Source organism: Xanthomonas sp. CFBP 8151, assembly GCF_011761885.1.
Lineage (GTDB): Bacteria > Pseudomonadota > Gammaproteobacteria > Xanthomonadales > Xanthomonadaceae > Xanthomonas > Xanthomonas arboricola_B.
On the sequence record NZ_JAASQZ010000003.1, the window covers coordinates 375,331 to 398,228 of the forward strand.

Below are 22,898 nucleotides of genomic sequence, written 5' to 3' on the forward strand. Positions count from 1 at the left end.
CACCTGCCGTGGCCGGCCAGGTGCGGGTTCGGAGTGTACGTGGGCGTGTGCCGGTCCCGGCTCACGCGCCGATCTGCTCGATGGCACAGTGGGTGCCGTGCGTGCTCAGGCGGTGGCCCAGGTCTCCACCTGTTCCACCAACTGGTGCAGATCGCCAAAGCGGTTGTACAGCGGCACCGGCGCGATGCGGATCACGTCAGGTTCGCGCCAGTCGCCGAGCACGCCCACCGACTGCAGGTACTCGAACAGCGAGCGCCCCTGTGCGCGACCGCCGGCCACGCGCAACGATAGCTGGCAGCCGCGTTGCGCCGGCTCGGCCGGGGTGACGATCTGCAGCACCTGCGGCACGCGGGCGTGGATCAGCTGTTCCAGGTGCCCGGTGAGCTGTTCGGACTTGGCGCGCAGTGCCGGCATGCCGGCCTGATCGAACAACTCCAGCGACGCGCGCAACGGCGCCAGCGCCAGCACCGGCGGATTGCTCAGCTGCCAGCCTTCGGCCCCAGGCGAGGGCACGAACTGCGGATCCATGCGGAAGCGGCTCTGCTGCTCGTGTCCCCACCAACCGGCCATGCGCGGCAGGTCGCTGTTGGCATGACGTGCGTGCACGAAACAGCCACCCACCGCACCGGGGCCGGCGTTGAGATACTTGTAATGGCACCACACTGCGAAATCCGCGCCGTCGTCGTGCAGCGTCAGCGCGATATTGCCGACCGCATGCGCCAGGTCGAACCCCACCATTGCGCCCTGTGCGCGTGCCAGCCGCACGATGTCGCCCAGCTCGAAGGCCTGGCCGGTGCGGTACTGGATGCCGGGCCACAGCACCAGCGCCAGCCGCGGACCGTGCCGTGCGATGGCATCGGCGATCGCCGCCATCGATACCGTGCCATTGGGTTGGTCGGCTTCCACTTCGATCAGTTGCGTGGCCGGATCCAGCCCATGCAGACGCAGTTGCGATTCCACCGCATGGCGGTCGGACGGAAACGCGCCGGCTTCGATCAGGATGGCGCCACGCTCGGGCGTGGGCCGGTAGAAGCTGGCCATCATCAGATGCAGGTTGACGCTCAGCGTGTTCATCGCGACCACCTCGCCAGGCTGCGCGCCGACCACGCGCGCCAGGCCATCGCGCACCAGCTGGTGATAGGTCAGCCACTGGGTGGGACCGGTGAAGTGGCCTTCCACCGCGAACGCGCCCCACTGGTCGAGCACCTCGGCCACCATCGCGCGTGCGCCGCGCGGCTGCAGGCCCAGCGAATTACCGACGAAATAGGTCTGGTCCTGGCCGGCATGCTGCGGGAACACGAAGTCATCGCGCAGGTGGCGCAGCGGGTCGGCGGCGTCCAGGGCAACGGCATGGGCGCGGGACAGCAGGTCGGTCATGATCACGGCTCGCAACGCAGGTCAATGACGCAGTTTACCCGCCGGCACCGTGTGCGCCGTCATGCGCGGCCGCTGGCTCGGTTGCAGCGGTGGTCGAGCCCAGCCGGGCAGGGCGCAGTAGATGCGTCAGGGTGCCGATGCTGTCGGTGATGCGGTCGATGGTGTCGGCCAGTGCGGCGGTGGCGGGCGAGCCGTCGGGCAGGGCGGCCAATGCATCGGACAGCTGGCGCTCGGCGCTGCGCAAGGTGGCCGCTGCCGGAGTGCCGCCCTCGACCAGGCAGGCGATCAGCTCGGACAGCGCCTGGTCGGCCTGTTGCGCAAAGGCGGGCAGCGCTTCCAGCGCGGGCAAGGGGTGGCCATCGCGCAGCACCGCTTCCAGCGACAGGGTGGCGCGGATCAGCCGGTTGCCGTTGGCCAGCAACGACTCGGCGAGTTTGAGCTCGTGCAGATTGCGCCGGCTGCGTGGCTCGCCGCGCAGGCGTTCGATCGAGGCCTGCGCATTGGTGCGCGCCACGCGTGCGGCAGCGCGGGTGTCGCCCAGATCGTCCATCCTGCCGAGCAGCAGATTGCGCAGATGATCGCGGTAGGCGCTCAGCAACTGCGCCAGCGAGGCGCGGATATGCCGGCGTTCGCGCGTGGGCCACACCGCGTAGGCGATCAACGCCCAGGCACTGCCGGCGACCGTGGCCTGCAGACGCGCACCGATGGCCTCGCCCGGTGCCACGCCTTCGAACGACAGCAGCAGCACCAGCATGCCGGTCAGAAACGCCACGCCGATGCCGTAGTTCACCTGCGTCAGCAGGCGGAAGCCCAGGCAGAACAGCGCCAGCAACGCCAGGCGGACGCTGGCGCCGTCCATCGCCAGGTGCGCCAGCAAGGTCGCCACCAGCAGGCCGACGAAGGTGCCGGCCACGCGCAAGGCGCCGAAGCTGAAAGTGCCGCCGAAATCCGGCTTGAGCACGATGGCGGTGGTCATCGGAATCCAGAAGCCGTGCGGGATCTGCTGCCAGCGCTGGAAGGCGACCGCCAGCGCCAGGCACACGCCGCAGCGCAAGGCATGCCGGAACGCCACCGAGGACAGATCCAGGTTCGCGCGCAGCGTGGCCCAGGTTGCTGCGGGCCTGAGTGCCGCCGGCAGGCGCGCTTCGGCCAGCTGCGCCTGGATCTCGCCACGGCTGCTGGCCCAGTGCGCGTTGCGGATCAGGGCGCGCAGCTGGCCGCCCAGGCCTTGCGCGCGCGCCACCGCCACCCGCACCAGCCGGCGCTCGCGGGTATCGGCGTTGTCGTGCTGGAACTGCGCCAGTGCGGCGACCAGATCGTCGAAACCGGTCATCGAGGCATTGGCGGCGAGCGGGTCTTCGCCCACCGTCATCGCATGCGCGAGCTGTTCCAGCACGATGGCGCTGCGTTCGAGCACGCGCTCGATCGCCGGGCGCGCCTGCGAGTCGGTCAGGCGGGTATCGACATCGGCCAGCGACAGCAGCTCCAGCCGCACGCGCTCGCACAGCTCGGCGATGATGCGGAAGCTCTGCACGGCGATCGCGCGCGAGCGATGCTCGCCATGCAGCATCACCATCGCGTCGAGCACTTCCTGGGTGGCCGGCGGCGGGGCGCTGGCTTCCGGACGCTGGCGTGCGATGCCGGCCAGTTGGCGCATCAGGTCGGCCAGCGCGAAGCGCTCCGGGCGATAGCGTTGCAGTGGCCAGGCCGCCAGTGCCAGCACCACCTGGAGCAGGCCGCCAGCGAAGATCAATGCCGCCACGCCCGCGGCCTGCTGCACCGGCAGGCGCATGTCGGCGCTGACCACCAGCAGGATCATGCTGGTCAGCCCCACCCGTGCCGCTACCGGGCCAAGTGCCACCAGCAAGCCGCCGCCAAGACCGAGCAGCAGCCCGGCGATCACCAATGCCGGGGTGTTGTGGCCGACCCAGATGCCGAGCAACGCGGCCAGGCCCGCTGCCAGCGCGGCCATCAGCATGCGTTGCAGACGCGCGCGATACGGGCCGGGCTGGTCGGTGAACATGGTGTTGAGCGCGCCGGTACACACGGCCAGACCGGCGGCGACATGCCCGGTGGCCACACCGATCGCCAGCGGCAGCACTACCGCGGCGGTGTTGCGCAGCGCAACGCGCAATGGCACGTCGCGCGGCTTGAGGTCGATCAGCGTGCGCAGCATGGCATGGGGCTCAATGCGGACGCACAACGCGGCTGCGGCGCGTGCACACGCTCGACACACGGCGCGCTGCGCACAGCTGCATCGTCATTTGCGTTGCGCGGCATTGCGATGGCGCGGCGACGCGCCGATGGCCACCGCCGAGCGAGCGCGCTCGAAGACCTGTGCGACGCGTGCCTGGAATTGGCTCGGCCCATCGCCCACTCATGCCTCGACAGTGGCATAGCGCTCCGGCGCAGGGTGCAGATGCCCGCACTGGCTGCAGGTGCGCAGCGCGAGCGAACGGTAGAAATGATCGAACACCGGCGGAAAATCGGTTTCGATGTCCTGCAGCGGAAACATCGCCTCGTACAGTTTGTGATTGCACTGCGGGCAATACCACTGCAGGCCGTCCTGCTCGTTGGGCAAGCGCTCGCGTTCGATCACCAGGCCGATCGAGCCAGCCGCGCGTTGCGGCGAATGCGGCACCTTCGGCGGCAGCAGGAAGATCTCGCCGGCGCGGATCGGGATGTCGCGTGCCACGCCTTCGTCCTGCACCTTCAGTACCATCTCGCCTTCGAGCTGGAAGAACCACTCCGGGCCTTCGTCGTAGTGGTAGTCGGTGCGCGCATTCGGCCCACCGACGATCATGATGATGAAGCCGTCCTGCTGGATGCACTTGTTGCCCACCGGCGGCTTGAGCAGGTGGCGGTGTTGCTCGATCCAGGCTTGCAGGTTGATCGGCGGGACCAGCATCGACGTTCCTCGGCAAAGAAGACGTCCAGCATAGCCAACCGACGGCGCCGATGGGCGCCGCGGTGGGAGGGTGTGCGGGCGCGGCTCAGCGTTCGGCGTGATCGGCCTGGATCTGCGTCAGCGCGGCGTCGTAGCGTTCCTGCAGCAGCTCGGGGCGGTCGATCGACATGCCCAGGTCGTGCGCACGGCCGTCACGCAGGCTGTAGACCCAGCCATGCACCTGCAGTGCCTGGCCGCGGTCCCAGGCATCGCGCACGATGGTGGTGCGGCAGACATTGACCACCTGCTCGAGTACGTTGAGCTCGCACAGGCGCGCGTGCTGCACCGGCAGGTCGCCCGCGTCGTGCAGGCAGGCCTCGTGCTTGTCGGCCACATCGGTGACATGGCGGATCCAGTTGTCGACCAGGCCCATGCGCTTCTGGGTCAGGCTGGCAAACACGCCGCCGCAGCCGTAATGGCCGACCACCAGGATGTGCTTGACCTTGAGCACGTCGACGGCGAACTGGATCACCGACAGGCAGTTCAGGTCGGTGTGCACCACCACATTGGCGATGTTGCGATGGACGAACACCTCGCCCGGGGCCATGTCGATGATCTGGTTGGCCGGCACGCGCGAGTCCGAGCAGCCGATCCACAGGTACTCGGGCGTCTGCTGGGTGGACAGCTTGGAGAAGAATTCCGGGTCCTCGCGGCGGATGCGCTCGGACCAGGCACGGTTGTTTTCAAGCAAGTGGTTGAGCTCGTTCATGCGCGCAGTATTCCAGAGGACAGTGGGGCGGTGTGTGATCGAGAGATGAGCGATAAAGCGGTGATGCGGAAAATCCGCGCTGGACGGCGCCGCTCAGACCGCGCCGTCGCGTGCGCGCAGGGCGTCGCGCATCAGCGACGCCACCTCGCGGGAGTCGGTGGGCGCCTGTCGCTGCAATGCATCGCTCACGGCCGCCACATTAGCGGCCGGGTGGTTCTGGCTGAGCTTGAAGGTCAGCTGGATGCGGCTGGGAACGAAGCGGAAGCCGACCAGGCCGCGCAACTGCCGGCGGTGGCTGTCGCGCTCCATCTCGAACAGCCAGTCGCTGCCGACGCGTTGTTCGAAGCGCGTGCTCATGCGGCCGATCAGCTCGCCCAGCGCCGCCTCATCGCTCACCTGCTCGCAACGTCCGTGCAGATGCGCCACGGCGTAGTTCCAGGTCGGCACGCGTGCGGCTGCTTCCTTGTCCGGATACCAGCTCGGCGACACATAGGCATGCGGGCCCTGCACCACGAGTACCGCGTCGCCTGGGCTGTGTGCCTGCGGATTGGGGCGCGCCCAGTGGCCTTCGATGACCACTGCCTGCGCGTCGCGTCGGTACAGCACCGGCAGATGCGAGATTGCCGGCTGTCCATCGTCGCCGTGGCTGATCATGGTGACGAACGGGTCGCGCGCGATCAGCCAGTCCAGCAAGGCCAGATCGGTCTGCGCGAACGCGCGTGGGGCGTACATGTCAGGCGCGACCGCCCAGGGTCATCACCATGCGTTCGCGCAGGTCCGCATCGTCCTCGCCACGCGGCGGCGACACTTCGTCGAGCGAGAAGCCACGCATCAGCGCGTCTTCTTCGTCCAGCCCGTCGAGCGCGACGAACTCGGCATCGAACAACGCCGCGCGGGCGCTGTCTTCGCTGTCGTAGGGCAGGATCTTGCCATCGCTGTCCAGGACTTCGGCGGTACCGGCCTGCTTGACGCGCAGGCGCGCCCAGATCAGCGTGCGGCCGATCGTGGCCAGCCACCACGAATCGCGGTCGTCATATGCAGTGTCTTGCTGTGTATTCATGGCATTACCTTGGAAAGCAGGCCGAGCAGGGCCGCCATGCCCAGGCCGAAGAAGATGGTCAGCAGCGACAGCCAGGCGGGTGTGGCCAGGCCGGACAGCGCACTGTCGCGATGGCTGCGGTAGCGCCGCGTCAGCAACCAGCGCAGCGCCGCAGGACTGATGAAGGCCGGCTCGCCGAAGCTGGCCAGCGCCTCGGGATGACGGTCGCGCAGGTGCACCAGCGTCAGCGGCCAGAAGATCAGCAAGGCGGTGAGCCCGGCAACGGCAACACCGACAAAACACAGTGCGAAGAACAGGGTCATGCGCCCGCCAGCATCAGTGCGAGTTGGGGAGGTGCCGCGCCGATCACCAGCGCAGTGATGGTCCACCTCACATCAGAACTCCGCGCTGCCCGGCGCGCGCGGGTAGGGGATGGCGTCGCGGATATTGCTCAGCCCGCACACGTAGACCACCAGGCGCTCGAACCCCAAGCCGAAGCCGGCATGCGGCACCGAACCGTAGCGGCGGAAATCGCGGTACCAGCTGTAGTGCTCCTGATCCAGGCCGAACTGGGCCATGCGCGCATCCAGCACATCCAGGCGCTCTTCGCGCTGGCTGCCGCCGATGATCTCGCCGATGCCCGGCGCCAGCACGTCCATCGCCGCGACGGTCTTGCCGTCGTCGTTCAGGCGCATGTAGAAGGCCTTGATGTGCTCGGGGTAGTTAGTCACCACCACCGGGCGGCCGATGTGTTCTTCGGTCAGCCAGCGCTCGTGCTCGGTCTGCAGGTCCAGGCCCCATTCGACCGGGAAGTCGAACTTTTTGCCTGAATTCTGCAGCAGCTTCACCGCCTCGGTGTAGTCGATCTGCTCGAACGGGGCATTGATGAAGGCTTCCAGTTTGGCGATCGCGTTCTTGTCCACGCGCTCGGCCAGGAATGCCAGGTCGTCGCCACGCTCGTCCAGCACCGCGCGGAACAGGTACTTGAGGAACTGCTCGGCCAGGCGCGCGTCTTCGGCCAGATCGGCGAAGGCGATTTCCGGCTCGATCATCCAGAATTCGGCCAGATGGCGCGTGGTGTGGCTGTTCTCGGCGCGGAAGGTCGGGCCGAAGGTGTAGACCTTGCTCAGCGCCAGGCAGTAGGCCTCCACGTTGAGCTGGCCGGACACGGTCAGGAAGGTCTCTTTGCCGAAGAAGTCGCGGCTGAAATCCACCGCGCCGCTGGCATCGCGCGGCAGGTTGACCATGTCCAGCGTGGAGACGCGAAACATCTGCCCGGCGCCTTCGGCGTCGGAGGTGGTGATGATCGGGGTGCTGATCCAGTTGAAGCCGTTCTGGTGGAAGAAGCGATGTACCGCCTGCGCCAGGCAGTTGCGGATGCGGGTGACCGCGCCGAACAGGTTGGTGCGCGGGCGCAGGTGCGCCACTTCGCGCAGGAACTCCGGCGACATCGGCTTGGGCTGGATCGGGTAGGTCAGCGGGTCCTCGACCCAGCCGACGATCTCCACGCCGCTGGCCTGGATCTCGAACGACTGGCCCTTGCCCTGCGACTTCACCAGCACGCCCTTGGCGACCAGCGAGCAGCCGCTGGTCAGGCGCTTGATTTCGTCGAAGTTGGGCAGGGTGTCGTTGGCCACCACCTGGATCGGAGCGAAGCACGAGCCATCGGTCACGTTGATGAAGGCCAGTCCGGCAGATCCGCGCAGCGTGCGCACCCACCCCCGTACCGTAACTTCGCCGCCTTCCGGGAGTTTTCCCGCAAGCGCATGTTCAACGCTGACCACCGTCATGACTTGTCCTCGCCGTAGCGACCTTGAATGGTCTGCGAGTTTACTGGCTGCGGGCGCGCCGGCGCGAGCATCTGAACCGCTTGCGGATGGTTGCGCTTGTCCAAGGCCGGATATGGCCCCATCTGGGGAACACGTCGTAGCGGCGGGTCCAGCCCCCGGTTACTGCAGCCTCGCTATACTTGCCACCATCGTTTCCGGAGCACCTCCATGGCCATCAGCCTCACCCCTGCCGCGCTGGAGCGCGTGCAGCGTTTCGTGCAGCAGACCCCGGGGACGCTGGGCCTGCGCTTTGGCGTGACCAAGACCGGTTGTTCGGGCTGGGGCCATGTCACCGACCTGGCGCGCGAGAAGCGCGACGACGACGCGGTGTTCGAGCAGGAAGGCGTGCGCATCTTCGTCGATCCGGTCAGCCTGCCGTTGGTCGACGGCACCTGCATCGATTTCGGCAAGCACGGCCTCAGCGAGACCTTCACTTTCCGCAATCCCAACGCGACCGCCGAGTGCGGCTGCGGGGAAAGCTTCACGACCGAAGCCGAGCATCGCTGAGCTCGCCAGCGAGCGCTATCCCTTCTCCCTGCGGGAGAAGCTGCCCGAAGGGCGGACGAGGGTACGGGGCGAAGCCTCGCGCGGTTAGGCGTCACGAGTGGCTTTGCCCCGGACCCTCACCCCAATCTCCGCGCCCCGGCCCGCGCTTGCGGCACGGGCGCTCCAAGGCACGCGCGCCAGTGGCGCGCAAGCGGTGCCTTATCGCCCCGGCGGGAGACGGGCTCAAGCAGTCGCCGCGCAGATGTCCTGTTCGTGGGCTCGGCTTGGTTGCGGCTAAACGCCTGAACTGCGATACTTTCCTGCTTCCTGCCCGGTTCCGGGTGGGAATCCTTGCTCCACCGGCCGCCTTGCGCGGGTCACCGGGGAGCTGTCCGGCCCACGTGGCCACATTCGAAAGGTAATACAACATGAGTCGTCATTACGAAGTCGTGTTCCTGGTCCACCCGGATCAGAGCGAGCAGGTCCCGGCCATGATCGAGCGCTACAAGTCGCTGATCGAGGGCGGTAACGGCACCATCCACCGTCTGGAAGACTGGGGCCGCCGTCAGCTGGCCTACCCGATCCAGAACCTGGTGAAGGCGCACTACGTGCTGCTCAACATCGAAGTCGACCAGGCTGTGCTGAGCGAGCTGGTGGAAAGCTTCCGCTTCAACGATGCGGTGCTGCGTCACCTGGTCGTCAAGCGCGATGGCCCGGACACCGAGCAGTCGCTGATCATGAAGAGCAAGGACGAGAAGGGCGACAAGCCCGAGCGTAGCGAGCGTCGTCGTCGCGATGACGATGAGGGCGATGCTGCACCTGCCGCCACCGATACCGACGGCGACAACGCCGAAGCCGCTTAAGGAGCGCTGTCATGTCCAAGTTCTTCCGTCGTCGCAAGTTCTGCAAGTTCACCGCCGAGGGCGTCAAGGAGATCGATTACAAGGATCTCAACACCCTGCGTCAGTACCTCACCGAGAACGGCAAGATCGTGCCGAGCCGCGTGACCGGTACCAAGTCCAAGTACCAGCGTCAGCTGGCCACGGCCGTCAAGCGCTCGCGTTTCCTGGCGCTGATCCCGTACACGGACAATCACGACGTTTAATCCGAGTCGTTGATGTGAGTTCCTCACAAGAGCCCGCACGGTTGTATGTGAGTCCCTCACAAATGCCCGCACATCCATGTGCGGGTCACTAAAAAATATAGAGGCCGGTCATTCGAGATGCGGTGTTGATCGTGCTCTTGCGATTCCCAAATCCCGATTCCCGAATCCCGTCTTTTCGGACAGCAAACGTTGCGTCTGCCAAAGCGCCGGCGCTAACGAATAACGGAGCACCACCATGGATCTGATTCTTCTGCAGAAAGTGACCAATCTCGGCGGCCTGGGCGACAAGGTCAGCGTCAAGCCGGGTTACGGCCGCAACTTCCTCGTGCCGCAGGGCAAGGCCGTTCCGGCCACCGCTGCCAACGTCGAAGCGTTTGAAGCCAAACGTGCCGATTACGAAGCCAAGGCCAACACCATCCTGGCCGACGCACAGAGCCGCGCCGGCAAGTTCGAAGGCGCCAGCGTCACCATCGGCGCGCATGCGTCGACCGAAGGCAAGCTGTACGGCTCGGTCGGCCCGCGCGACATCGCCGAGGCGTTCACCGCCGCCGGCCTGCCGCTGGAAAAGAGCGAAGTGATCCTGGGCGAAGGCGCATTCCGCAATGTCGGCGAGTACGACGTTGTGCTGCACCTGCACGCCGATGTGGAAACCTCGGTCAAGGTCATCGTCGAATCCGACGCCTGATCCACGCTGTACGCTGTACCCGAAGGGCGCCTGGTTAGGCGCCCTTCGTCTTTCTGCGGCCACGCCAGCGATGCCAGGCCCGCTATACTCATGCTCCATTGCCGGTTCCACGGCCCATAGATCTTGTGGATCAAGGGCTTAGGGGCGGCTTCACAGGAAAAAGCGCCTGCCGGCCCCGCCCGTGCGGTGCCCGGAACCTTCAGTCCCATGCGCCTGTCCACGATCAAACTGTCCGGTTTCAAGTCGTTCGTCGACCCGACCACGTTGCACCTGCCCACCAACATGACCGGCATCGTCGGTCCCAACGGCTGCGGCAAGTCCAACATCATCGACGCGGTGCGCTGGGTGATGGGCGAAAGTTCGGCCAGCCGCCTGCGTGGCGACTCGCTGACCGACGTGATCTTCTCCGGCTCCTCGGCGCGCAAGCCGGTGTCGCAGGCGACGGTGGAGCTGATCTTCGACAATTCCGATCACACCATCAGCGGCGAGTTCGCCTCGTTCAACGAGATCTCGGTAAAGCGCCTGGTCAGCCGCGACGGCAACAGCGCCTACTATCTCAACGGCACCAAGTGCCGGCGCCGCGACATCACCGACCTGTTCCTGGGCACCGGCCTGGGGCCGCGCAGCTACTCGATCATCGAGCAGGGCATGATCAGCCAGATCATCGAGGCGCGCCCGGAAGACCTGCGCGTGTACCTGGAAGAAGCCGCCGGCATTTCCAAGTACAAGGAGCGCCGCAAAGAAACCGAAACGCGCATCCGGCATACCCGCGAGAACCTGGATCGCCTGGGCGACCTGCGCGAAGAGATCACCAAGCAGCTGGCGCATCTGCAGCGCCAGGCGCGCCAGGCCGAGCAGTATCAGGCCCTGCAGGAAGAGCGCCGGATCAAGGACGCCGAGTGGAAGGCGCTGGAGTACCGCGGCCTGGATGGCCGGCTGCAGGGGCTGCGCGAAAAACTGAATCAGGAAGAGACCCGGCTGCAGCAATTGATCGCCGAACAGCGCGATGCCGAGGCACGGATCGAAACCGGGCGCGCGCGTCGCGAGGAAGCCGCCGAAGCGGTGGCCAAGGCGCAGGCCGATGTCTATCAGGTCGGTGGTGCGCTGGCGCGCATCGAGCAGCAGATCCAGCATCAGCGCGAACTCTCGCATCGCCTGCACAAGGCGCGTGACGAGGCGCAGAGCCAGTTGCAGGAGCTGACCCAGCATATCAGCGGCGATTCGGCCAGGCTGGCGGTATTGCGCGAGGCGGTGGACGCTGCCGAACCGCAACTGGAGCAGCTGCGCGAAGACCACGAATTCCGCCAGGAGGCGCTACGCGAGGCCGAAGCGCGTCTGGCCGACTGGCAGCAGCGCTGGGAAACCCATAACCGCGACACCGGCGAAGCCTCGCGTGCCGGCGAAGTGGAACGCACGCGTGTCGATTATCTCGATCGTCAGTCGCTGGAAGCCGAGCGCCGCCGCGAAGCGCTGGTCAACGAGCGCGCCGGACTGGACCTGGATGCGCTGGCCGAGGCGTTCGAGCAGATCGAGCTGCGCCATGAAACCCAGAAGACCTCGCTGGACGGGCTGACCGAGCAGGTCGAAGCGCGCAAGCACGCACTCGGCGGGCTGCAGGAACAACAGCGCGCCAGCCAGGGCGAGCTGGCCGAGGTGCGCAAGCAGGCGCAGGCCGCGCGTGGCCGGCTGTCGTCGCTGGAAACCCTGCAGCAGGCCGCACTCGGCCAGGAGCAGGGCGCGGCAGTGGCGTGGCTGAAGTCGCGCGGGCTGGACTCTGCCGCACGTGTCGGCGAGCGCATCACGGTCGAAAGCGGCTGGGAAAACGCGGTCGAAGGCGCATTGGGGCAGCTGATCGAAGGCGTGCTGGTGGATGCGCCGGAGCAACTGGTCGATGCGTTGGGCGAGTTGGGCGAGGGCCGCATCGCGCTGGTCTCCGGTGCCAGCGACAACGCGAGCTTTGCGCCGACTTCGCTGGCGGCCAAGGTGCAGGGGCCGATCGCGATCCGTCGCCTGCTCGCGCGCCTGCACGCGGCCGAGGATCTGGAAGCCGCGCGCACGCTGCAGCGCGGCCTGCCCGAGGGCGATTCGGTCATCACCCGCAGCGGCGAGCGGCTGGGCGAGGGCTGGGTGCGGGTGTCGCGCTCCGGCGCTGCCAAGCAGGGCGCCTTGCTGCGCGAGCGCGAAATTCAGGAGCTGCGCGCGCAGATCGAAACGCTGCAGGAGCGCGAGGCCGACCTCGAGCAGCGCCTGGGCAGCTTCCGCGAACAACTGCTGGCGGCCGAACAGCAGCGCGAAGATGCGCAGCGCCAGTTGTACATGGCGCACCGCAGCGTGTCCGAACTAGCCGGTCAGCTGCAGAGTCAGCAGGGCAAGGTCGATGCCGCGCGCACGCGCATCGAGCGCATCGAAAACGAATTGTCGCAGCTGTTGGAAACGCTGGACACCAGCCGCGAACAGGCACGTGAGGCGCGCGCCAAGCTCGAAGACGCGGTGACCCTGATGGGCGATCTGCAAGGCACCCGGCAGGTGCTGGAGAACGAACGCCGTCAGCTCACCGATGCGCGCGATCAGGCCCGCGATGCCGCACGTGGCGTGCGCGATGCGATGCATGCATTGGCGCTCACGCTTGAATCGCAACGCACCCAGATCACCTCCCTGAGCCAGACGCTGGAGCGCATGGACAGCCAGCGCGGCCAGCTCGACACGCGTCTGGAGGATCTGGTCGCCCAGCTCAGCGACGGCGACTCGCCGGTGGAAACGCTGGAGCACGAGCACCAGGCCGCGTTGAGCGAGCGTGTGCGCACCGAGCGCGTGCTGAGCGAAGCGCGCACCATGCTGGAGAGCATCGATGGCGAGCTGCGCAGCTACGAGCAGACCCGTCAGCAGCGCGACGAACAGGCGCTAGCCCAACGCGAGCGCATCTCCCAGCGCAAGCTGGATCAGCAGGCGCTGGTGCTCAGCGCAGAGCAACTGGAAGCCGCCGTGGTGAAGGCCGGCTTCGTGCTCGAGGACGTGGTCAATGGATTGCCGGAAGCGGCGAACGTGGCCGAGTGGGAAGCGGCGGTCGGCCAGATCGACGGGCGCATGCGGCGGCTGGAACCGGTCAACCTGGCCGCGATCCAGGAGTACGGCGAAGCGGCGCAGCGTTCGGAATATCTGGACGCGCAGAACCTGGATCTCAACACCGCACTGGAGACGCTGGAAGAGGCGATCCGCAAGATCGACCGCGAAACCCGCGGTCGCTTCAAGGACACCTTCGACCGGGTCAATTCCGGCGTCCAGGCGCTATATCCACGCCTGTTCGGCGGTGGTCACGCCTATCTGGAACTCACCGGCGAAGACCTGCTCGACACCGGCGTAACCATCATGGCGCGCCCGCCGGGCAAGCGCGTGTCCAGCATCTCGCTGCTGTCCGGTGGCGAGAAGGCGATGACCGCGGTGGCGCTGGTGTTTGCGATCTTCCAGCTCAATCCCGCGCCGTTCTGCCTGCTCGACGAGGTGGACGCGCCGCTGGACGAAGCCAATGTCGGCCGTCTGGCCAACATGGTGCGGGAAATGAGCGAGAAGGTGCAGTTCCTGTTCGTCAGCCACAACAAGGCGACGATGGAGGCCGCGCGCCAGCTCTCCGGCGTGACCATGCGCGAGCCGGGCGTCAGTCGCTTGGTCAGCGTGGACCTGGAAGAGGCCGCACGTTTGGCGGGTGCGGCATGACGTGCCATGCTTGTCGGAATATCGACACCTGTCACTCTTATGCGGAGGCACGCTGAATGTCCGACATGGCCATGATCCGGATCGGGATCCTGATCGCTGGACTGCTGCTGGTCGCGGCCATCTTCCTATTTGGCCGCCCGAAAAAATCGCCGCAAGGGCGCCGGGTCGACAAGGACGACGGGCAGCCGCGCGAGCGCCGCGAGCCGGTGATTTCCGGCCAGCCTGACGTGGACGGCGACCCGTTCGAACGCAATGAGGGCGCCGAGCAAAGCGAACTGAACCTGGACAATGCCGATGCGGCCGGCGGCAACGATGTCGGCAAGCGTCCCAACCAGGATTTCGACAAGATCGTCTCGCTGTTCGTGGCCGCCAAGGCCGGCCAGGTTCTGCGCGGCGAAGACGTGGTGGTCGCTGCCGAGAAGACCGGGCTGGTGTTCGGTCACATGAATGTCTTCCACCGCCTGGTGGAAGGGCATCCGGAGCGCGGGCCGATCTTCAGCATGGCCAGCATCCTCAAGCCCGGCAGCTTCGACATGGCCAACATCCGCGAGATGCAGACCCCGGCGATTGCGTTCTTCCTCACCTTGCCGGCGCCGATGACCGCACTGGATGCCTGGGAAAAGATGCTGCCGACCGTGCAGCGCATGGCCGAACTGCTGGACGGCGTGGTGCTGGACGACAGCCGCAATGCGCTGGGCCGCCAGCGCGTGGCGCATATCCGCGACGAACTGCGCGCCTACGATCGCCAGCACCAGGCGCCGCCGCTGACCAAGTCGCCGCGCTGGTGAGTGCGTATTGCTGTTAAGTGCGCGCTGCTGGTGATGTGCGTCGGTGGTGATTGCGCACCGCTGGTGATCGAGCGTCGCTGAGTCAGTGATTGCGAGCCATTGACCGCGAGTCATCCCCGACCGTGCGTCATCCATACGCGGTCTAAGTCGCGACCTGCCGCAGGGCGCGTTCTAGCGTAGAGGTGAACGATGTGGAGCTTGCAGGGCGCGCTGGCGGTGCTGATGTTGCTGGCGGTGTGGGCCATCCTGGCCGCACCGCTGCTATGGATGGTGTTGCGGATTGCGCTGCATTTGCGCAAAGGCGCGTCGACAAGCCCAGGTCGCGCGCAATGGAGCTCGATTGGGTTTGCCGTTGCAGTGACGCTGCTGGTTGCGCCAGTGCCAACGCCCATCATCAGCGTCTTCCTGCCGCACGTGATCGCGCTGTTCGATATGAGCTACTACGCGCGCATTTTTCAAGGCCCGCCGATGATGCGCCAGCTCCTGGTGTGGAGTGCGGTGTCGATGGCGTTGACGTTTGCGCTCAGCTACGTGTGGATCCGGCGCGTGCTGCGTCCGAATGCTGCCGCGCCTCTTCCAACTCCCACGCGATAGGAAATCAAAGCCCCTCTCCAGCGGGAGGGGGGGCGGGGTGAGGGTACGCAGGCGAGGCCCTCGCGCGGCTGGGCGGCACGAGGCTTCGCTCGCACCCTCATCCGCTCTTCGGGGCACCTTTTCCCGGGGGAGAAGGGATGGCCCCTCTGTGCTTAGCGATCAGCGCTTGGCCTTGGTAAACGCCTCGCGAAAGCGCAGCATCTCCGCCTCGGTGCCGACGCTCACGCGCACGCGCTTGGGCCAGATCGGCCAGCTGCGGCCGACGATGACGCCCTGTTTCTGCATCGAATCGGCAAACACGCCGGCGTCGCGCTTGACGTCGAGCAGGAAGCAGTTGGCCTGTGTGGGCAGGCAGGTGTAGCCCTTGCTCTTGAGCCAGGCGATGGTGTCGTCGCGCACGCGGGCGTTCTCCGCGCGGCGGGTCTGCACCAGCTGCGGGTCGCGCAGGCTGGCGATGCCGGCGGCCATTGCCGGTACCGACAACGGGTTGCTGCCCAGGCTGGCGAGCTTGGTCTGCAGCCCCGGCGGCGCCAGCGCGGCGCCCAGGCGCAGGCCGGCCATGCCGTAGAGCTTGGAGAAGCTGCGCAGCACGATCAGGTCCTGGCGCTGGCGCACCAGGTCCGCCACGGACGGCTCGTTGCTGTAGTGGATATACGCTTCGTCGACCACCAGCACCGCGCTGGACGGCTTGTTGGCCAGCAGCCACTCGATGTCGGCGCGCGGGGTGATGGCGCCGCTGGCGTTGCCGGGGTTGCACAGGTAGATCAGGCCGGCGGACGGGTCGGCCTTGGCCATCGCCTTGACGTCGTGCGCGCCATCGGCCCGCAGCGGCAGCTTGCGCACCGGCACGCCGCGGGCGGTGGCGCTGTCGATGATCGGGTCGAAGCTCGGGTCGGCCACCACCAGCCCGGCACGTGCCGAGGTGAACAGGCTGCCGGCACGATGCAGTGCGTCCCTGGAACCGGGAAAGAACGCCAGATGGTCGCCGGGCAGTTGCAGCTCGCCGGTCACCAGGTTGCGCAGGTCCTGCTCCATCTCGAACTGATAGCGGCCTGCACGTGCCAGCGAGCGCGTTGCCGCATCCAGTGCGGCGGGCGAGGGGCCGAGCGGATGTTCGTTGAGATTGAGAAACACCGCGCCCGTTGCCGGCGCCACACCGGGCTTGGCCGGCGCAGCCGCACGCTTGCGGGCTGCCTCGGCCGCGGGTGCCAGTCCCAGTGCGGAAACCGCCACGCCGGAGGTGGCAAGGCTGAGAAACGAACGGCGCGAAACGGGCAACGGCACGGTGAGCTCCAGGCGAGCAGGCAAAAGAGGGCGCCACGCTAGCGGGTTTGTGCCTGTCTGCCTATCGGAAAATCGCTGCCGGGCTCGCTGTCGCGCGGTTTGGTCGGTGGTCGGGCCGCACTTGCACACCGGCACGGCCCGTTAGAATGGGCGGCCCAGAGCCAGCCCAGCGATCGTATGACTGTCAGCCCGGATCCCGCTCAGCGCATCGACGCCCTGCGTCGTCGTATCGAGGACGCCAACTACCGCTATCACGTGCTCGACGAGCCGCAGATGGCCGACGTCGACTACGACCGCCTGATGCGCGAACTGGAGGCCCTGGAGGCTGCGCACCCGGAGCTGGCCAGCGCCGATTCGCCGACCCAGCGCGTCGGCCACCTGGCCGCGTCGCGCTTTGCCGAAGTGCGGCATGCCCTGCCGATGCTGTCGTTGGGCAATGCCTTCAGCGATGAAGAGGTGACCGAGTTCGTACGGCGTATCAGCGAGCGGCTGGAGGTGAAACGGCCGGTGTTTTCAGCCGAGCCCAAGCTCGATGGCCTGGCGATCAGCCTGCGCTACGAAAACGGCGAGTTCGTGCAGGGCGCAACGCGGGGCGACGGCGCCACCGGTGAGGATGTCAGCGCCAATCTGCGTACGGTCAAGGCGATTCCGCTGCGCCTGCGTGGCGAAGGCTGGCCGCAGGTACTGGAGGTGCGCGGCGAGGTGTACATGCCGCGCACCGCCTTCGAGACCTACAACGCGCAGATGCGCCTGCAGGGCGGCAAGGTGCTGGCCAATCCGCGCAATGGCGCTGCAGGCTCGCTGCGTCAGCTGGATGCGCGCATCACTGCGCAGCGCCCGCTGAGTTTCTTTGCCTACGGCGTGGGCGAAGTGAGCGAGGGCATGTTGCCGCAGACGCATTCGGCGATCCTGGCGCAGTTGCGCGCGTGGGGTTTGCCGGTCAGCGCCCTGGTGGAGGTGGTGCAGGGCAGCGATGGCCTGTTGGCGTACTACCAACGCGTCGGTGAAGCGCGCGATGGCTTGCCCTTCGATATCGATGGGGTGGTCTACAAGCTCGACGATCTGGCCGGGCAGCGCGAGATGGGTTTTGTCTCGCGCGCGCCGCGCTGGGCGATCGCGCATAAATTTCCGGCGCAGGAGCAGTCCACCACGGTGGAGGCGATCGAGATCCAGATCGGTCGCACCGGGGCCGCCACGCCGGTGGCACGGCTGAAGCCGGTGCATGTGGCCGGGGTGATCGTCACCAACGCCACGCTGCACAACGCCGACCAGATCGCGCGGCTGGATGTGCGCGTGGGCGATACGGTGATCGTGCGGCGTGCCGGCGATGTGATTCCGGAAGTGGCCGGCGTAGTTGCCGAGCAACGGCCGCCCGGCACCCGGCCATGGCAGATGCCCACGCAATGCCCGGTATGCGGGTCGGAGATCGTGCGTGAGGAAGGCGAGGCGGTGTGGCGCTGCTCCGGCGAGCTGACCTGCCCGGCACAGCGCAAGGAAGCGTTCCGGCATTTCGTCTCGCGCCGTGCGATGGATGTCGATGGCCTGGGCGAAAAATTCATCGAGGTGCTGGCCGACAGTGGCGTGGTGCAGGGCGTGGCCGATCTGTACCTGCTCAACGTGGACCAGCTGCTGCAATTGCGCCTGATCAGCACTGCCGAGAGCCCGCATGCGTTCCTGCGCGAGGCGCGCGAGCATCTGGCCAGCGGTGCGTACGGCCAGCTGGAAAACACCGTGGTCGGCATCGGTGTGGACCTGGCCGGCGAGCGCGAGGCGCCGCAAACCTGGCAGGCCGATCTGCTACGTGCCGGGCTGCCGGCGTTCGACTGGAACCGCAAGAAGATCGCCACCAAGTGGGCGGAAAACCTGATCGAGGCGATCGAGCAATCGCGCGATACCACGCTGGAGCGCTTCCTGTTCGCGCTGGGCATCGAGCATGTCGGCGAGAGCACCGCCAAGGCCTTGTCGGCGTGGTTCGGCGATCTGGCGTTGATCCGCCATCTGCCGTGGCCGCTGTTCAAGCGCGTGCCCGACATCGGTGGCGAGGTGGCGCGCTCGCTCGGGCACTTCCTCGACCAGCCCGGCAATCAGCAGGCCATCGACGACCTGCTGCAGCGTGGTGTGCGCATCGGCGATGCGCATCCGCCATCGCCTAAATTGCGCGAGGCGCTGAGCTTTGCCAGCGTGCTGCAGGACATGGACATCCCCAAGGTGACGCCGGTGCGTGCGCAGCAGCTGGCTGCCGCGGTGGCCTCGTTCGATGCGCTGCGCAGCGCCGGGTCCGATGCCTTGTTGCAGGCCGGCGTTCCCGCGCCGGTGGTGACGTCGCTGCTGCACTGGTTGGAGCGGCCCGAAAATGCGGCCCTGGCAAGCGCCGCGCAACAGGCGATGGCAACGGTGCTGTCGCATCTGCCCGACGCCGACGCGCTGCAAACCGGCCCGCTCGACGGCCAGACCGTGGTGATCACCGGAACCCTGGCCGCGCTCACACGCGATGCGGCCAAGCAACGGCTGGAAGCGCTGGGTGCCAAGGTCGCCGGCAGCGTCTCCAAGAAAACCGCGTTTCTGGTGGCCGGCGAAGAAGCCGGGTCCAAGCTGGACAAGGCGCAGTCGCTGGGCGTGGAGATCTGGGACGAGGCGCGCTTGCTGGCCTTCCTCGGCGAGCACGGCCAGCAACCATGAGTGCGACGCAGGTCGATCTGGACGCGTTGCGGTTGCGCGCGCGGCTCAACGCGCTGATCCGCGATTTCTTCGCCGAGCGCGACGTGCTGGAAGTGGAGACGCCGGTGCTGTCGGAGGCCGGCAATACCGAGCCGAACATCGACAGTTTCAGCACGCGCTTCAGCGGCCATGTCGATGCCGGCGCGCCGGTGCGCTGGTTGCGCACCTCGCCGGAATATCCGCTCAAGCGGCTGCTGGCGGCCGGGGTGGGCGACTGCTACGAGCTGGGGCGGGTGTTCCGCAATGGCGAGGCCGGCGGCCGCCACAATCCCGAGTTCAGCATGCTCGAGTGGTACCGGGTGGGCTGGGACGATCGCGCCCTGGCGCAGGAGACCGTTGAGTTGATGCGCCGCGCGCTTGCGCTGGTCGGGCGCCAGGCGCAGGTGCAGGTGCTGAGCTATCGCGCGCTGTTCGTGCGGGCGCTGGGCATCGACCCGTTGCGCGATCCGATCGAAACGCTGCGCGCACCGCTACACAACATCGCCATCGATCCGGATGGCCTGACCCGCGACGACTGGCTGGATCTGCTGATGACCCATCGCCTCCAGCCGGGCTTTGCCAGCGACACGCTGACCGTGGTGCACGACTGGCCGGCTAGCCAATGCGCGTTGGCGCGCATCCGCCGCGACGAGCCGCCGGTGGCCGAGCGCTTCGAGCTGTATCTGGGCGCCTACGAGGTCGCCAACGGGTACCACGAGCTCAACGACGCGCAGGAGCAGCGTGCGCGTTTCATGCGCGACAACGCGGTGCGGGCGGCGCGCGGATTGCCGCAGCTGCCGGTGGACGAGCGCCTGCTGGCGGTGTTGTCGCAGCTGCCCGATTGCGCGGGGGTGGCGGTCGGTGTGGACCGGCTGTTGATGGCCATGCGCGGAACCACGCAGATTGCCGATGTGCTGGCGTTCGCGTTCGCCCGCGCCTGACCCACGGTGGTACCCAGTGCCTGCGCGGCACAGGCGCGCGCCCGCTGCCATCCCGCTGTCATGGCCACCGTATTGCTATCTTCACATCGATGATGCTCTCATCGTGGCGTCCACGGGGGCGCGGCGCAGAGCGTGTTTGGGTGAGGATTGTCGGCATGAAGTGGCTGATCAGCTTATGCGGTTTGTGGTGCTTGCCGCTGCTGATGCTCGCCGATGCGCGTGCGGCCGATCGCGCCTCAGGCGTGGTGCGCTGCGAATCCAAGGACATGGCGCGCGTGCATTGTGCGATGGATACCGAGCACGGCGTCCAGCTGGTACGCCAGCTATCGGAGACCAGTTGCATCCGCGGCAGCGAGTGGGATATCGAACGCGATGGCGTGTGGGTCGAGCAGGGCTGCCGTGCGGAGTTTGCCAGTGCGCGGGTGCCGAGCGCTGCGCAGATGCGCCGCGTGGTGCGTTGCGATTCCAACGGCGGCAAGGTGGTTTGCCCGGTGGTGCTGCGCGGAGCGCCGGTGCGCCTGCTGCGCCAGCGCTCGGTGTGGCCGTGCAAGGAGGGCCGCAGTTGGGGCGCGCGCCGTAACGAAATCTGGGTCTCGCGCGGCTGCGACGGCGAATTCGAAGTCGCTGCCGAGGACGGTTCCGGCTTCGTGGCCATGCCACGCATGGTGACCTGCGAATCGAAGAAGGGCGCACGCCGCACCTGCGGGATCTCGGTAGAGCGTCAGGTACGTGTAGGCCGGCAGATCTCCAAAAAGGAATGCGTGGAAGGCCAGACCTGGGGCTGGAGTCGCGACGGCGTGTGGGTCAACGACGGCTGCCGCGCCGAGTTCATCGTCGACTGATGGACTGACGAAACTGCCGCTCTCCATCGCATAGGTTGGCGTAGCCGGTGCCGTGGCCCCCGTTAGCACGCGATCAGGTTGGTGAGGGTGTCTAGCCCTCAACCAGCTCTGCTTGGAACATCCAGACCACGCTGAAGCTCAAGCTCCCAGTTGTCGTGAGATGTGATTGAACGGGGTGCGAATGCGTCGGGCGTGGAGCGGGCGATCTGTGGCTCGGTTGCAGGGCCCTTGCCCGCCCACCCTTACGGGACACGCCGCAAGTACGTCTGTAGGCTCTTACGCGGCATCCATGCCGCGTAAGGTTCCGCGACGGCAGGCGGGCAAGGACCCGTCGGGATGGTCGGTGTGCATGGTGCAAGCTGGGCATGACGTGCGCTGGTTGGAGCACTATGCGTCGGCCAGCTTCTCTTTGCCTTGCCATTGCAAGCCGGGCAACTGAAAGACGTTCAACACGCCACCTGCCAACTTCTCATTCGCCTCGCGCAGGCCGCGCAACAGGCTTTCAAGAAGCGGCCGGCCAACTCTGGCGCGGTGCGGGCACCGCGCACTCGACCAGTTCGGTTTGCGACATCGCCAGCGGGCCGAGCGATGCGGCCACTGACTGGGCTGCCTGGGCGCCTTACAATGTCCGGATGAACGACAGCGCCCATATCGATTACGCCCGCTACGACCATATCCGCCCGCTGCTGTGGACTGGCGATGCCCTGGAACTGCTCGACCAACGCAAGCTGCCCTTCGTGGTCGAGCACGTGCGTTGCGACACCAGCGACGCGGTGGCCGAGGCGATCCATTCGCTGGCCGTGCGCGGCGCGCCGGCGATCGGCATTGCGGCCGGGTGGGGCGTGGTGCTGGCGGCGCGCGACATCGCTGCCGACGACGGCGGTGCGGCCTTGCAGAAACTCGAGCCGGCGCTGTTGCGGCTCAATGCCGCGCGTCCGACCGCGGTCAACCTGGCCTGGGCGCTGATGCGCATGCGTCGCGTGCTCGGCGCTGCCGGTGCCGACTGGCGCGAGGTGATCGCGCGCCAGGCGCAGGCCATCGCCGACGAAGACCTGGCGGCCAACCGGCATATGGGCGCGCTGGGTGCGTCGTTGATCGAGACCGGCAGCGGCGTGCTGACCCACTGCAATACCGGTTCGCTGGCTACCGCCGGCTTCGGCACCGCGCTGGGCGTGATCCGTGCCGGCATGGCGCAGCAACGCATCGCCAAGGTGTTTGCCGGCGAGACCCGGCCGTGGTTGCAGGGCGCGCGCCTGACCGTGTGGGAGCTGCAGCAGGACGGCATCGACGCGACCCTGATCGCCGATTCGGCCGCCGCGCATCTGATGAAGTCCGGGCTGGTGCAGTGGGTCATCGTTGGTGCCGACCGCATCTGTGCCAACGGCGATACCGCCAACAAGATCGGCACCTACCAGCTGGCGATCGCCGCGCGCCACCACGGCGTCAAGTTCATGGTGGTGGCACCGTCGTCCACGGTGGACATGGACACCGCCAGCGGCGATCAGATCGAGATCGAGCAGCGCGACCCGGGCGAATTGTTCGGGGTCGGCGGCGTGCGCACGGTGGCCGATGGCATCAATGCCTGGAATCCGGTGTTCGATGTCACCCCCGGCAGCCTGATCGATGCGATCGTCACCGAACGCGGGGTGATCGCGCAGCCGGACCTGGCGCGCATGCAGGCGGCGTTCGGCGGCTGAGGCCAGAGCGGCGCGCTATCGCCGCATCGCCCCGCCAAAATCCTGCAAGTGCTTGTTTCTGGCCGGTAAACCGGCGGCATCGTGGTGCCCCTTCGTGATACAATCCGACGCTTGAATCGATCGGCGGGAGCGTGGGGTCGGCAGCCTGTCGTCAGGGCGCCCCTAAC

General features: G+C 67.0%; 20 protein-coding genes. 11 read left to right on the forward strand and 9 right to left on the reverse strand.

Annotated elements, in window-relative coordinates; all coding sequences use genetic code 11:
* Positions 1 to 105 precede the first annotated feature (105 nt).
* The 8 genes from kynU to asnS all read right to left on the reverse strand — a co-directional run bounded on the left by kynU (position 106) and on the right by asnS (position 7,862).
* On the reverse strand, positions 106 to 1,377 hold the full coding sequence (gene kynU / locus FHT08_RS15835) for a kynureninase (RefSeq protein WP_166775679.1): 1,272 nt from the start codon (positions 1,375 to 1,377) through the stop codon (positions 106 to 108).
* A 34-nt stretch (positions 1,378 to 1,411) separates the two neighbouring features.
* Positions 1,412 to 3,553 (reverse strand): FUSC family protein, encoded by a 2,142-nt coding sequence (locus FHT08_RS15840; RefSeq protein ID WP_166775681.1) that lies wholly within the window; start codon positions 3,551 to 3,553, stop codon positions 1,412 to 1,414.
* Positions 3,554 to 3,754: 201 nt separating this feature from the next.
* Positions 3,755 to 4,285, reverse strand: a complete 531-nt coding sequence (locus FHT08_RS15845) for a 3-hydroxyanthranilate 3,4-dioxygenase (protein ID WP_024939857.1) — start codon at positions 4,283 to 4,285, stop codon at positions 3,755 to 3,757.
* Positions 4,286 to 4,370: 85 nt separating this feature from the next.
* A complete protein-coding gene (gene can / locus FHT08_RS15850) occupies positions 4,371 to 5,033 on the reverse strand; it encodes a carbonate dehydratase (protein ID WP_046342290.1) in 663 nt (220 codons plus the stop codon).
* Positions 5,034 to 5,126: 93 nt separating this feature from the next.
* Entirely contained in the window at positions 5,127 to 5,765 is a 639-nt protein-coding gene (locus FHT08_RS15855; RefSeq protein ID WP_166775683.1) for an FMN-binding negative transcriptional regulator, read from the reverse strand.
* A gap of 1 nt (position 5,766) precedes the next feature.
* Positions 5,767 to 6,093, reverse strand: coding sequence for a hypothetical protein (locus FHT08_RS15860; RefSeq protein ID WP_046342292.1), 327 nt, complete (start codon positions 6,091 to 6,093; stop codon positions 5,767 to 5,769).
* Positions 6,090 to 6,395, reverse strand: a complete 306-nt coding sequence (locus FHT08_RS15865; RefSeq protein ID WP_046342293.1) for a hypothetical protein — start codon at positions 6,393 to 6,395, stop codon at positions 6,090 to 6,092. The genes FHT08_RS15860 and FHT08_RS15865 overlap by 4 nt, the downstream gene beginning before the upstream one ends.
* Before the next feature lie 72 nt (positions 6,396 to 6,467).
* Positions 6,468 to 7,862 carry an asparagine--tRNA ligase gene (gene asnS, locus FHT08_RS15870; protein WP_026064746.1) on the reverse strand — a complete coding sequence of 465 codons (1,395 nt, stop codon included), beginning with the start codon at positions 7,860 to 7,862 and terminating at the stop codon, positions 6,468 to 6,470.
* A gap of 207 nt (positions 7,863 to 8,069) precedes the next feature.
* Between asnS and FHT08_RS15875 the strand changes: the two genes are divergently transcribed.
* From FHT08_RS15875 to FHT08_RS15905, 7 genes are all read left to right on the forward strand, one after another.
* Positions 8,070 to 8,408 carry an iron-sulfur cluster assembly accessory protein gene (locus FHT08_RS15875; RefSeq protein ID WP_016904198.1) on the forward strand — a complete coding sequence of 113 codons (339 nt, stop codon included), beginning with the start codon at positions 8,070 to 8,072 and terminating at the stop codon, positions 8,406 to 8,408.
* 407 nt (positions 8,409 to 8,815) lie between these two features.
* A complete protein-coding gene (gene rpsF, locus FHT08_RS15880; RefSeq protein WP_006451585.1) occupies positions 8,816 to 9,250 on the forward strand; it encodes a 30S ribosomal protein S6 in 435 nt (144 codons plus the stop codon).
* 11 nt (positions 9,251 to 9,261) lie between these two features.
* On the forward strand, positions 9,262 to 9,492 hold the full coding sequence (gene rpsR, locus FHT08_RS15885; RefSeq protein WP_005991243.1) for a 30S ribosomal protein S18: 231 nt from the start codon (positions 9,262 to 9,264) through the stop codon (positions 9,490 to 9,492).
* Between the two features lie 235 nt (positions 9,493 to 9,727).
* Positions 9,728 to 10,177, forward strand: coding sequence for a 50S ribosomal protein L9 (gene rplI / locus FHT08_RS15890; RefSeq protein ID WP_016904199.1), 450 nt, complete (start codon positions 9,728 to 9,730; stop codon positions 10,175 to 10,177).
* Between the two features lie 207 nt (positions 10,178 to 10,384).
* Positions 10,385 to 13,888 (forward strand): chromosome segregation protein SMC, encoded by a 3,504-nt coding sequence (gene smc / locus FHT08_RS15895; RefSeq protein ID WP_166775685.1) that lies wholly within the window; start codon positions 10,385 to 10,387, stop codon positions 13,886 to 13,888.
* A 56-nt stretch (positions 13,889 to 13,944) separates the two neighbouring features.
* The gene (zipA, locus tag FHT08_RS15900; RefSeq protein WP_104605506.1) at positions 13,945 to 14,676 is read left to right on the forward strand and encodes a cell division protein ZipA; all 732 of its coding nucleotides are present in this window, start codon (positions 13,945 to 13,947) and stop codon (positions 14,674 to 14,676) included.
* A gap of 189 nt (positions 14,677 to 14,865) precedes the next feature.
* Entirely contained in the window at positions 14,866 to 15,270 is a 405-nt protein-coding gene (locus tag FHT08_RS15905) for a hypothetical protein (protein ID WP_166775687.1), read from the forward strand.
* Between the two features lie 159 nt (positions 15,271 to 15,429).
* On the opposite strand, the gene FHT08_RS15910 is transcribed toward FHT08_RS15905, so the two are convergent.
* Positions 15,430 to 16,554 (reverse strand): pyridoxal phosphate-dependent aminotransferase, encoded by a 1,125-nt coding sequence (locus tag FHT08_RS15910; protein WP_104605582.1) that lies wholly within the window; start codon positions 16,552 to 16,554, stop codon positions 15,430 to 15,432.
* Positions 16,555 to 16,731: 177 nt separating this feature from the next.
* Here FHT08_RS15910 and ligA point away from each other — a divergent pair, with 177 nt between their 5' ends.
* The 4 genes from ligA (at position 16,732) to mtnA (ending at position 22,731) form a co-directional block, all read left to right on the forward strand.
* Positions 16,732 to 19,233, forward strand: coding sequence for an NAD-dependent DNA ligase LigA (gene ligA, locus FHT08_RS15915; protein ID WP_166775689.1), 2,502 nt, complete (start codon positions 16,732 to 16,734; stop codon positions 19,231 to 19,233).
* Entirely contained in the window at positions 19,230 to 20,192 is a 963-nt protein-coding gene (gene epmA / locus FHT08_RS15920; RefSeq protein ID WP_166775691.1) for an EF-P lysine aminoacylase EpmA, read from the forward strand. The genes ligA and epmA overlap by 4 nt, the downstream gene beginning before the upstream one ends.
* A 155-nt stretch (positions 20,193 to 20,347) precedes the next feature.
* Positions 20,348 to 21,034 (forward strand): DUF3011 domain-containing protein, encoded by a 687-nt coding sequence (locus tag FHT08_RS15925; RefSeq protein WP_104537976.1) that lies wholly within the window; start codon positions 20,348 to 20,350, stop codon positions 21,032 to 21,034.
* Positions 21,035 to 21,666: 632 nt separating this feature from the next.
* Positions 21,667 to 22,731, forward strand: a complete 1,065-nt coding sequence (mtnA, locus tag FHT08_RS15930) for an S-methyl-5-thioribose-1-phosphate isomerase (RefSeq protein WP_166775693.1) — start codon at positions 21,667 to 21,669, stop codon at positions 22,729 to 22,731.
* The last annotated feature ends 167 nt before the right edge of the window (positions 22,732 to 22,898 follow it).